The 12,128-nt window shown below is 34.4% G+C and carries 9 protein-coding genes; 1 reads left to right on the forward strand and 8 read right to left on the reverse strand.

The window, feature by feature from the left end; translation table 11 throughout:
- Positions 1 to 683 precede the first annotated feature (683 nt).
- From csaB to WMO19_RS09075, 5 genes are all read right to left on the reverse strand, one after another.
- Entirely contained in the window at positions 684 to 1,799 is a 1,116-nt protein-coding gene (gene csaB / locus WMO19_RS09055) for a polysaccharide pyruvyl transferase CsaB (RefSeq protein ID WP_349171514.1), read from the reverse strand.
- Positions 1,800 to 1,803: 4 nt separating this feature from the next.
- Positions 1,804 to 3,198, reverse strand: a complete 1,395-nt coding sequence (locus WMO19_RS09060; RefSeq protein WP_349171516.1) for an O-antigen ligase family protein — start codon at positions 3,196 to 3,198, stop codon at positions 1,804 to 1,806.
- On the reverse strand, positions 3,192 to 3,647 hold the full coding sequence (locus WMO19_RS09065) for a hypothetical protein (RefSeq protein WP_349171517.1): 456 nt from the start codon (positions 3,645 to 3,647) through the stop codon (positions 3,192 to 3,194). The genes WMO19_RS09060 and WMO19_RS09065 overlap by 7 nt, the downstream gene beginning before the upstream one ends.
- 93 nt (positions 3,648 to 3,740) lie before the next feature.
- On the reverse strand, positions 3,741 to 4,229 hold the full coding sequence (locus WMO19_RS09070) for a DUF4330 domain-containing protein (protein ID WP_019124200.1): 489 nt from the start codon (positions 4,227 to 4,229) through the stop codon (positions 3,741 to 3,743).
- The gene (locus tag WMO19_RS09075) at positions 4,216 to 5,352 is read right to left on the reverse strand and encodes a glycosyltransferase family 4 protein (RefSeq protein ID WP_349171520.1); all 1,137 of its coding nucleotides are present in this window, start codon (positions 5,350 to 5,352) and stop codon (positions 4,216 to 4,218) included. Before WMO19_RS09075 ends, WMO19_RS09070 begins: the two co-directional genes overlap by 14 nt.
- A gap of 323 nt (positions 5,353 to 5,675) precedes the next feature.
- On the opposite strand from WMO19_RS09075, the gene carB reads away from it, so the two are divergent.
- Positions 5,676 to 8,879, forward strand: coding sequence for a carbamoyl-phosphate synthase large subunit (gene carB, locus WMO19_RS09080; protein ID WP_349171522.1), 3,204 nt, complete (start codon positions 5,676 to 5,678; stop codon positions 8,877 to 8,879).
- An 84-nt stretch (positions 8,880 to 8,963) separates the two neighbouring features.
- Here the strand turns inward: carB and WMO19_RS09085 are convergent, their stop codons facing one another.
- The 3 genes from WMO19_RS09085 to WMO19_RS09095 all read right to left on the reverse strand — a co-directional run bounded on the left by WMO19_RS09085 (position 8,964) and on the right by WMO19_RS09095 (position 11,932).
- Positions 8,964 to 9,710, reverse strand: coding sequence for a TRM11 family SAM-dependent methyltransferase (locus tag WMO19_RS09085; RefSeq protein ID WP_349171524.1), 747 nt, complete (start codon positions 9,708 to 9,710; stop codon positions 8,964 to 8,966).
- Between the two features lie 61 nt (positions 9,711 to 9,771).
- Positions 9,772 to 11,103, reverse strand: a complete 1,332-nt coding sequence (locus WMO19_RS09090) for a type II restriction enzyme (protein ID WP_349171526.1) — start codon at positions 11,101 to 11,103, stop codon at positions 9,772 to 9,774.
- Positions 11,081 to 11,932, reverse strand: a complete 852-nt coding sequence (locus tag WMO19_RS09095) for a DNA adenine methylase (protein WP_288166293.1) — start codon at positions 11,930 to 11,932, stop codon at positions 11,081 to 11,083. Before WMO19_RS09095 ends, WMO19_RS09090 begins: the two co-directional genes overlap by 23 nt.
- Positions 11,933 to 12,128 lie beyond the last annotated feature (196 nt).

Raw genomic sequence — 12,128 nt, forward strand, 5'->3', positions numbered from 1 at the left:
TACTATGCAAGAGTTATGGAATCAAAAGCCGAGAAAAAAGAATTAAAAGCAGCATAAGACTTTGAAAACACTAAAAACAAGCCGATTGATTACCCTCGGCTTGTTTGCCATGCACTAATTTAATTATTTAAATAATAAAAAATAACCTGAAATTAATTTCAGGTTAAGCTTGACTTTTGTTAGCAGGTTTTTTTGGATTAAAACATTTTCTCCTATCTCCCCCTTTATCTCCATAACTTTTAATTGTTAAGTCATGATTGCTTTTTTATATAGTTTGCTGTCTTTTGGATATAGTTATGGACTTTATTTTTATAAATTTATTATAACAAAAGAAAGTGTATAATTCCACTTTATTATAGAGGTTTTTTGTCAGTTTTTCGCCATTTCAATGTACAATCCACCCCCCCCCTATTAAAAATCGTACGAATTTTAGTGCAATTTTTTCACGTGCTTTTTGTGGCCTTTTATGTCTTTTTTTCTATCGTTATTTATGCAAGGCTTGAATTTTAGCCATTTCTTATATGTGATATTGTTTCTTGCTGCTGAATTTTTGTATTTTTTTCTGCAACCCTTTGCAATAAATTTCTTTTTTCACTTTTTTGTTTATTTTTTTAAATTTTTACTTTTGTAACTTTTGTGACATAAAAAAAAAGAGGTGGAAAACCTCTTTTTAAATCAATTTATTAATTTTTTTCTAAAATTTTTAACGCTATGTCTACATTTTCCTTTGATGCTTGTCGCATTTTTTCTGTATTTTCTCTTAATATTTCTCGTCTTTCTTCTAAGTTGTCTAAGGCTTCTAATATTTTGTCATATAATTCTTCTGCTGTGAAGTTTTCTACATCTACAGCTTCTTTTATGCCAAGTTCTTCAACCATGGCTTCAACCTTTGGGTCGTAAATTATTCCCACCATGGGAAGATTTACGCTGGCTGCGTAGACTAAGGAGTGAAGGCGCATGGCTGCAAGGAGCCTTAGTTTTTTGAAGATGCCCATAAGCTCTCCTGCTGAATAGGTATTTTCTATTAGCATGACTTTTTCCTTGTGGCTGCATTTTTCTGCTACTTCTCTTGAATAGACATTGTCCCTTGGTGTGTGGAAGGGTACAAGCAAGATATCGTAGCCAGCTTCTATTAAGAGGTCAATGGTCTTTGCAAATTTTTCTTTTATTGTTTCATCTTTTTTGTGGTCTCTTATGCAAAATCCTAGGGTCTTTTCTGTTATTTTTATGCCTTCGTCTCTTAAGATCTCCTCAACCCTATCTTGGTCTGCCGCCTTTAGGGTAAAGACTGGGTCTGCTGTCACTTCTATATTTTTATTTGTCACGCCCAAATCTCTTACGAAGTCGTAGGATAGTTTGTCACGAAGGGTGATGTAGTCAACTTTATTTAGGACTCTCTTGGTCAAAATTCTGTTTTTCCTCTTGTCAATGGGTCCTATGCCGTTGGCGTAGACGCAAACTTTTTTCCCCAGCATCTTCGCCAAAATTATCACTGAGAGATAGTAGATTATGCTTCTCGTTGAGGTTATGTCCTGAAGAAGGGAGCCGCCGCCTGATAGGAGGAGGTCTGCATCCTTTAGTGCTGAAATAAGTTCTGGTAATGAAAATCTATTTACTGCATCTATGCCGTAAACTTTTTTTGTCTTCTCAGGATTTTTTGAAAGTGCTGTCATTTTTATTTCAAAATTTTCTCTATTTAGTTTTTTAAAGTCTTCTACCATGGCCTTTAGGATGGCATCGTCGCCAGAGTTGTCAAAGCCAAAGTATCCTGATACTAGGATTTTTTTCATACCATTCATTTTATCACTCTGTTATTGGTTTTCTTTCTACTGTGTTCTTGCTTGCTGTATTTGTATTTTCTACTTCTTCTGAATTTATTTCGCTTTGTTTTTCTCTTTCATCTTTTTCTACTTTTATGGCTGTAAATATTATGCCAAGTACAATCCAGAAGGTAAATATTATTCTCGGAATGTAGAGGAAGTGTTCTACAAGTCCATGGCCCATGATGCCTATGATGCTGGCAAAGAGTCCTGCTCCAAGGTACTTGAAATACTTGTCCTCTGATTTTACTAGATTTACATAAGCGTATTTTAGGGTGGACAAAAGTAGCAACATGAAGAAGATAAATCCTATTAAGCCAATTTCTGCTGCCACTTCAAGATAGGTGTTGTGGGCATGGTAGATGGGCATGGTCCTGATATATCTCTCGAAGGTGTCCTTGAAGGGCATATAGCCAAAGCCAACGCCTGCTACGAGGTTGTCCCTTATTACATCCATGGTGATGTTCCAAATTTTTATCCTGTATAGGTTTGATGTGTCCACTGTTGAGCCAATGGAGGTAATCCTGTCTAGGACCTTTTGTGGCAAGAACGCCAGTCCTCCAAGAATTATTGGCACTCCTAATAGTAGCAGTCTCTTATCTACTAAGAGGACAAAGGCAAGGGCTGCAAGGGCAATTCCTACCCAACCACCTCTTGACAATGTCATGACTATGCAAAGTAGGAGTATGCCTGTTGAGGCTGCAAAGAGAAATTTCTTCCTCATGGACTTTGTGTACCAAGTTATTCCTACTGCTATTGGTGTAATTAGGACCAGGTATTCTGCCAAAATATTTGGATTGAAAAATACTGAGTAAACTCTAACTGCAATATCTGTGTTGTTTTCTGTGTCAAGCCACTCTGGCCTCATTTGTACTCCCGTAAAGTATTGGACTACTCCAAGTAGGGCAACTAGGAGGGCTGACAAAAGTAGTGTTGACACAAAGGCATTGAGCTCTGCCTTGGTCTTTATGGAATTTGTCATGGCAAATAAAAAGGATATGCCTGCTGCATTTAGTGCCAAGTCACGAACTGAGCCTGATGGATCAATAGATGTTATAGTTGAAAAAACTATTATAAAGGCAAATATGAAAAGGGGCACTGTCCTCTCGCCTACTGTGAAACTTTCCTTGTAGAGAAAGGTCCTTAGTAGGACAAAAAATCCCATGGAAAGGAGCATTATTAGTCCCAAGGCATCGGGCACAAAGGGATATAAAAAGGCTGTTGCGAAAAGTCCAATTTTTATGTCGTAGATGACTAAAAGGAGTCCGCTTACGCCCACAAAGGCTGCCAAAAATAGTTTTGTTCCCAAAAAATAATAGATTAGGCTTAGGAAAAGAGCAGACAAAAGTATAAAATTAATTTTTTTTGATTTTACCACCAGTTTTCACCGCCTTCATCTAATTTAAAGAAAGATGTAAAAAATTCTAGGACCTTGGAACCTTTTATTATGTCCATGTACTTGCCCTTTAAGATGGAAAGAATTATCCCAAGTACAATAAAGGCACAGGGCAAAATTATCTTCGCCTTTAAAATTATAGAAATTATTAGGGTGAAAATACCTGTGTAAAACATAATGTTTGATATCATACCTGCGATTTCGTCAAAATCATCAAAGGACTTAAAGGCTGAGCCAAGGAAAAAGGAATGCTTAATCAGTGGCACAAAAATCCTGCCCAAAAAATTCATAAATTTTTCTATTAAGTTAAAAAGTCCTCTATAAATTCTATAGATAAAGGATTTTGCAAATAAAACTTTTTCGCCTGCTAGGACTTTTTTAGTCTTTGAATTTGCAAAGTTTTCTGCTAGAGGTTTTCCTATAAAACCCATAATCCTTTTTGTCTGTGAGCTCTCGTAGTAGCCAGAAAAGGACCTGTAGATTTTATTTAGAAAGCTTATAGTTAATGAATTAATAGTGATCACCTAGTTCTTTACTTCAACGCCAAGTATTGTCATAAATGTTGTTATGGACTTGTTTTTGATTCTCATCTCTGCACCGATTCTCACTTGTTCAGTTCCAACTTGATAAAAATCTTGAGTTTCCTTGACATCTGCGTCTATCGTAATAATTACTCTGAACTTGCCAGGTACTTCTGCATTGTAAAATTTTCCTTGGTATTCTGTCTTGTCCTTGTAGGGTTCAACTTCAGCTGTGGCGATTTTGCCTATTAAAGTTCCCTTGTCGTAGTCGTAGATTGGGTCGCCAACTTTTATATTATTGGCAGTTACATCTCTTACATCTTTAACTTCTGCAGTGATGACACCCTTTTTTGTAGTTGCTTCGCCAACTGCTGCCTTGTTGCCAAATCTCTTTACTCCCACCATTACAAGGGCAAGTAATAAAATTATTACCAATAAATCGACTATGTTAATTAGTCCAAAAAGTCTGCCCCTTTTGTCAATTATCTTCATGTTTTCCTCCCCTTAATATTTCATCGTAAATTTCTTTTTGTCTTTCTCCCATGGATTCATGAGAATATTTTTCTACTACTTCTTTTTTTATGTTGTCGCCAAGTTCCTTTAGTTTGTCTCTCTTGTCATAGAGGTCCAAGATGTATCTGGAAAGGGACTTGTAATTTCCCACTGGGAATAAGTATCCAGTGTAATCGTCCTTTATGATCTCTGGTATGCCGCCAGTCTTTGTGGAAACTGTAGGCACAGAAAGCATTGCTGCTTCAAGAATTACATAGGGAAAGGACTCAGAAATGCTTGTAAGCACATTTATGTCTATGGCGTTAAAGAAGGAATACTTATCCCTTACAAAGCCAAGGAAGTAAATATTCTTTTCTATGCCAAAGGACTTAGCCATTTCTTCAAGCTTTTTCTTTTCGTCGCCATCTCCTGCTATTAAAAATATAATGTCTGGGTTTACTTCTAGGCTTTCCTTGCAAGCCTTTATAAAGGTTTCATGGTCCTTTACCTTATCTAGCCTTGCTGCTATTCCCACCAAGAGCTCACCATTGTAGTTGATCTTATATTTTTCCAAGAAAGCAGTCTTTGGGATGTACTCTATTTTTTCTTCTGTGTCTATGCCGTTGTAGAGGACATGGATTTTATCCCTGTCAAAACCTCTATCCACTAGCATTTTTTTGAAATTATCACTTACGCAAATGTAGTGATCAAATTTTTTTAAGGACATCTTATTTAAAGTTGTGTAGATTAAATTTTTGTAAAATGAGTCCTTGAAGTCAAGCATGTAATCTGAATGGATAGTTGTGACCATAGGGACTTTTATTTTCTTTTTTAAAAACATGCAAATAAAATTAGCTCGCGCTCCGTGGGCGTGGACTAAGTCGTACTTGCCATTATTTATTTCGTCACTTAATTTAGAAACGACGGAAAGGTCTGATCTCTTTTCTTGTGGATAGACTTCTATGTCGATGCCTCTCTCCTTTGCTTCGTCATAAAAGGTGTCCTTTATGAAGCAAATGATTTTGGTTTCGACTTTGCCAGATAAGCCTTTCATCAGCGTAAAGATATGGGTCTTTGCGCCACCTGTGTCGCCGCCACTAATTAAATGGAGAACTTTTGTCATAACTTCTCCTCCTTATCTTTCTTATTATACAATAAATTCTAAATAATTTTAACTCTTTTGTTGGACAATATGAGTGATGAAGATTCTCTACATATTATTCTAAATTTTTGTGAGAAGTTTTATAAATTTTTTCTTAAAAAGTTCTTGCATTTTTTTTGTAAAAGTGATTTAATAATAAAGATAAAAAAATAGAAAATCAGTCCAAGGACTGACGCAGAATCATGTCCTTGTGCATGATTTTTTTTTGAGCAAATTTAATACCTTAAATTTTTTTTGCCCATTTTTAAGAATGTTTGATCTTTTATTTGGAAAAGGAGAAAAAAATGCCAAGAGATAATTCGATTAAGAAGACGCTAGTAATAGGATCTGGTCCCATTGTTATAGGACAAGCTGCTGAGTTTGACTACTCAGGCACACAAGCTTGCGAAACTCTAAAAAAGAATGGTGTGGAAACTGTTCTTGTGAACTCAAACCCTGCTACTATTATGACAGACAAGGGTGTTGCCGATAAAATTTATATAGAGCCAATAACTATTTCCTTTATAGAAAAAATTATTGAAAAGGAAAGACCTGATTCCCTTATTGCAGGCATGGGCGGACAAACTGGTCTTAACATGACCCTAGAACTAGACAAGCGTGGAATTTTAGATAAATACGGAATAAAAATTATAGGCACTGACATTGAAGCTATAAAAAAAGGCGAAGACAGAGATATTTTTAGAAATACAATGAAGGAAATTGGCGAGCCAATTATCCAGTCTGAAATCGCAACTACCCTAGAAGAAGGAAAGGTCCTTGCAGAAAAAATTGGCTACCCTCTAGTTATTAGACCTGCCTACACTTTAGGTGGAACTGGCGGCGGCTTTGCCTATGACGAAGAAGAACTTGAAGAAGTTTTATCTCATGGACTTAGCCTTAGCCCAGTAAACGAATGTCTTCTTGAAAAATCTATTCGTGGTTGGATGGAAATTGAATTTGAAGTTATTAGAGATGCTGCTGGCGAAAAAATTATTGTCTGCGACATGGAAAATGTGGACCCAGTTGGAGTTCACACTGGCGACTCCATTGTAGTTGCTCCTTGCCAAAGTCTTGATAAGGATGTCCTACAAAAATTAAAAAATGCTGCCCTAAATATTGTTGAAAATGTAAATGTCGTTGGCGCTTGCAATGTTCAGCTTGCACTTAATCCTGAAACTTTGGACTACGCTGTTATAGAAATCAATCCAAGAGTTTCTCGTTCCTCTGCCCTTGCCTCAAAGGCAACAGGCTATCCAATTGCAAGAATTGCAACAAAGATTGCCCTTGGCTTTAACCTTTCTGAAATCGAAAATGAAACTACTGGCGAAACAATAGAAAATTATGAACCACACTGCAATTATGTAGTTGTTAAAATTCCTAAATGGCCTTTTGACAAATTCAAATTTGCAAATAGAAAACTTGGCACAAAGATGATGGCAACTGGCGAAGTTATGTCAATCGGCTCTTCCTTTGAAGAAGCTCTCATGAAGGGAATTAGGTCTCTTGAAATTTCTAAATTCTCTCTTGAATCTAAATTCTCTGAAGAAAGAACTACTGAAGAATTAAAGAAGAGAATTAAATTCCCTGACGACGAAAGACTTTTTGATGTTGCAGAAATTATGAGGCGTGGACTTTCCATTGAACTTATCCACGACATAACTGGCATCGACCTTTACTTCTTGGAAAAAATCGAAAACATAGTTCGTGAAGAAGAAAATCTTAAAAAGTTAAGCCTTGACACAATGACTCCTGATGAGCTTGCTAAACTTAAAAAACTTGGCTTCTCTGACAAGACTATTGCCAAGGCCCTTGGCGTAGATATGGAAGATGTAATTGAACTTCGTGAAAAAAATAAAATTCTTCCAAATTACAGAAGAGTTGACACATCTCCATTTAGAAAAAACGGTGCTTACTATTACTCAACTTATGAAAAGACAGACGAAAATATTGTGTCAGACAAGAAAAAAATAATCGTAATTGGATCTGGTCCTATAAGGATTGGTCAAGGAATTGAATTTGACTACTGTAGCGTTCACGCAATTAAGGCTCTAATAAAAATGGGCATAGAAACAGTTACAATCAACAACAACCCTGAAACTGTTTCAACAGACTTCGACACATCAGACAAACTTTACTTCGAGCCACTTACTGAAGAAGAAGTTAAGTCTATAATTGAAATTGAAAAACCTATGGGAGTTATCCTTGCCTTTGGTGGACAAACTGCCATTAAGCTTGCAAAATATCTTCACTCACAAAAAATCAACATCTTAGGAACTGACTTTGAAGACATAGACAGGGCTGAAGACAGAGAAAAATTTGACGAAATGCTTGAAGAGTTAAAGATCAATAGACCAAAGGGACATGGAGTCTTCACTGTTAAAGAAGGACTTGATGCTGCAAAGGAACTTGGCTATCCACTACTTGTTAGACCTTCCTATGTGCTTGGTGGACAAGGAATGCAAATAACTTATGACGAAGAAAGTTTGAAAACTTATTTGCAAAGTGCCTTCGAAAGAGATGCAGTTAACCCAGTTTTAATAGACAAGTATTTAGTTGGTCGTGAAATCGAAGTTGACGCAATTTCAGATGGAGAAGATGTCTTAATTCCTGGCATCATGGAACACCTTGAAAGAGCAGGAGTTCACTCTGGCGACTCAATAACAATTTATCCAAGCCTTCACATCTCAGATGCTATAAAGGCAAAAATCTTAGACTACACAAAGAAAATTGCCAAGGCACTTCATGTAAAGGGCATGATCAACATTCAGTTTATCGAATACAAAAATGATTTATATATTATAGAAGTAAACCCTCGTGCATCAAGAACTGTGCCTTACATCTCAAAGGTTTCTGGTGTGCCAATAGTTGATTTAGCAACAAAGACTATGCTTGGCGAAAAACTATCTGATTTAGGTTACGGCGTTGACATCTATAAAGAGCCAAAGCTTATGGCAGTAAAAGTTCCAGTCTTCTCTATGTCAAAGCTTAACAGAGTAGAAATTTCCCTTGGACCTGAAATGAAGTCCACTGGCGAAGTCCTTGGCGTTGGAAAAGATATTGACGAAGCACTTTTCAAAGGCTTCTTGGCATCAGGTTCAGCTATTGAAAATGAAGTTTCAACTGTCCTTGCAACAGTAAATGACAATGACAAGAAAGAATTTATAGAAATCGCAAAGACTATGAAGGACTTGGGCTACAAATTTATAGCAACTAAGGGAACTTGCCAACTTCTCAAAGAAGAAGGCATTGATGCAAGAGAAATTGGAAAAATAAATGACCCAAGACCAAATATCCTAGATGTAATAAGAAATGGCGAAATCGACATTGTTGTCAACACTCCAACAAGAGGTGGCGACTCAACAAGAGACGGATTTAAGATTAGAAGAATGGCAACAGAATATGGCATCGACATAGTAACATCACTTGACACACTTGCAGCAAGAGTAGCCGTAAAAAATAAAAAATTCCACGAAGAAAATATGGATATATATGACATCTCAGAATTTTAATTTGTAAGTTTATAAAATAAAAAATTTTAGACAAAAAATTAGCCTTGGTGTAGGAACATCAAGGCTTTTTCTATTTATTAGTAATTATTTTCTAAAAATAAATAAATGCTCATGGGCTATAAGTAGGAAATTATACTTGATACTATTTGTCTTCCAAAATCCTGTAGCTTTGCAATTGTGCTGTTCTTTAATTATCATTTCCTTTAGCTTAAAGCCAGCATTTTCAAAAACTTGCATTACATAAAAGGACAAAGGGATCATGTGACCATTTTTTCGAGTGTCACCCATTAAGACTGCACAAAATTTATCTTTTTTTAAAACCCTATAACTTTCAGATGCAACTTTTTTCATCTCCTCTAAAAATTCATTTATTTTTAAATGAGATAAGTCTTCCTCAATATTCTCACTATACTCGATTATGTTAGCATAGGGCGGATGAGTGCAAATTAAATCAATGCTGTCATCAGGTATAAAATCTAAATTTCTTGCATCCCCCTTCCGCAAAAAAACTTTGCCATCTGCTCCTTCATGTTGGAAATCAATTTTTTCTTTACAACGATTAAGGGCAACATCGTTAACATCTATTCCTATTATATCTCTATTTAATAATTTCGCTTCAACAAGAGTTGTGCCGCCACCTGCAAATTGGTCTAAAATCAAATCTTTTTCCTTTGAATATCTTAAAATTATATTCCTAGGTATGTAGGGTGACCAATTACCTCTCCACTTTGCATCATGCGTTGCCCAATCTCCTCTTTGTGGGAAAGACCAATGAGTTGTCATTTCAAGTTCAAAGTTTTCAGGCTCCCATTTTGTTATTTTATTTGCCATTACTTAAATACCTCATCAAAAATATATTTAAGATCTCTTTTAATAAATTTAAAAGATTAAACTATTCCTCTATAATATTTGGAAGTTTAAAAATCCATTTTAACCAAGAACTTACAGAACCTGCTCGTCTACTTATTTGACCTTCATCACATACATTATACTTTCTCATTAAATACTCTATATCATTTTTCTTTGGTAACTTACCAGTAGAGTGGGTTTCAAAAAATAATTCATTAAAAATTTTGTGTTTTAATATTAATTTAACAAGTTCTAACTGTCTAGGTTTATAATTCATTTTAGCTATTTCTAAACCTTTTTTTGTCAATCTTATCTTTCTGACTTTATTCCACTGACTAGTTTCTTCATCGAACTCTTCACCATCATATTTTTCAAATATACCTAAGTACTTACCAGCATTAAAATAATATCCCGATTGTCTTATATCAAACTGCATAATATCAGCAATTTTACCTGAAGACATATCTTCTTCCTTTAAACAATCAATTAATGAAATAATCCTTTCAAAACTATCTGCTTGAACAAAAGGAGTCTTGTAAACCTCCATGTTATCATCAATCGTAACTTTTGTGTTTTTGTAGACTTTAAAAAGATCTTCGGTCGTGATTTTTGTATCTTGCAAAGTATAATTCTTCTCTTGAACTAATTCTATTGAAGAATAATTATTTAAGTCATTAAATTTATATTCTAGTAACCTAAATATTTGATTAGAATATATAGAAAAAACTAGTCTTATTGGCTTCTTTACTCTGTTTTTCCACAATCTATATGGATAATACAATTGTCTTACATGAAAGTCTGGATGAATAACATTTTTTGCTTCAATAATTACTACAGAGTTATCATTTTCTAGTCCTGCATCAATTTCACACTGTGCATTTTTAACATCTATGTACAAAGGCTTCTTTGAATTTCTATCTACTGAAAAATTAAATTCTCCAGTACCCATTCTTCCATTAAAAGTCGCAAAATTTTCTCCATCTCTTAAAAAATCTTCGAGAATTGGAGACAGCATTAAAACATTTATTGCATTAGCCTCTGAAGTAATATTCTCAATATTAATGCTTTCTAAATCCCTAATTTCTACCTTTTGCATCTTTGTTACATCTTCAACATATTTTGGTAGATCTTCATAAAGTTTAAAATCACTTAGTATGTAAGAACTTCTTGATGTCGGTAAAATATTTATCTTTTTAGATTTTAAAATGCTAGGCAAAGATTCTGAGCTGTCCCATTTTGCCATAAGCCTTGGCTCTTTAAATTCTTTTATTTGCTCTGCAGTAATATTGTAAAATCCATTGTCATTTACTTCTTTTTCTATATCGTATTTATTGAATAATTCTTTCCAAGCATCATTTGCACTTATCTTTGCCATAGTTTCTCACCAATACTTCGTTTATTTCTCCTCTTTTATTGCCTTTAGAATTAATTGAACGCCTAGCTTTTACCAGAGTAATTTCATAATCTTTGTAAAGTTCCAATATATATGGATGTGCGGAATTAGATAGCATAAAATTTATCCCTCTGTCATTTAACTTATCACATTCTATTTTAAGCTCTTCTTGATCTTTTTCATTAAATCCATTTTCAGTGTATCCAGTAAAACTTGATGATGAGGATATTGGCATATAAGGTGGATCAAAATACACAAAAGCACCTTTTCGTAAATTTTTTAAAGCTTCTCTATAGTCACCTTCCATTATTTTTATGTTATTATCATTAAAATAATTAGACATAGCCAGTATTACTGGTTCATTAACAATGTTAGGATTTTTATATTTTCCATATGGACTATTGAATTGTCCAGCTTGATTCACTCTGAAAAGTCCGTTATAGCAGGTCTTATTAAGATATATTATTCTCGCTGCTTTTTCCAGGTCACTCATGTTTTTATAATTTTCAGACCTATCTAAGGCTCTTATTTCGTAATAATAATCTTCAGAATTATTTTTATCATGTTCTTTTAATATATCCAATAGTTCTTGTGGATTATCTCTTACAATATTATAAACATTTATTAAATCTTTATTAAAATCATTTATGATAGCTTTTTTAGGTTGTAAACTAAATAAAACTGCTCCTCCACCTACAAAAGGTTCCACATAAGTTGTTATCCTTTTAGGTAAAAGAGGATTAATTTCATTTAAAAGTTGCCTTTTGCCGCCAACCCATTTTAATATGGGAGCTAATATTATATTTTTCAATTCCTACACCTCCTTTACCATTTTATGTTAATTACTCCATATAGTTTAACAACATTATATTCTAAAAAAATCCTTATTACAAATTTTTGATTTCATAAAAAAATAAACCGATGCAATATTTATATGTACCCTCTTTACTGGACAAACCAGTAAGGAGGGTATTTTTATGAAATATAGTTATGAATTTAAAAAAGAA

Origin of the sequence: Peptoniphilus hominis (ex Hitch et al. 2025) (genome assembly GCF_040096015.1) — a bacterium.
In the GTDB taxonomy this organism is placed as follows: domain Bacteria; phylum Bacillota; class Clostridia; order Tissierellales; family Peptoniphilaceae; genus Peptoniphilus_A; species Peptoniphilus_A hominis.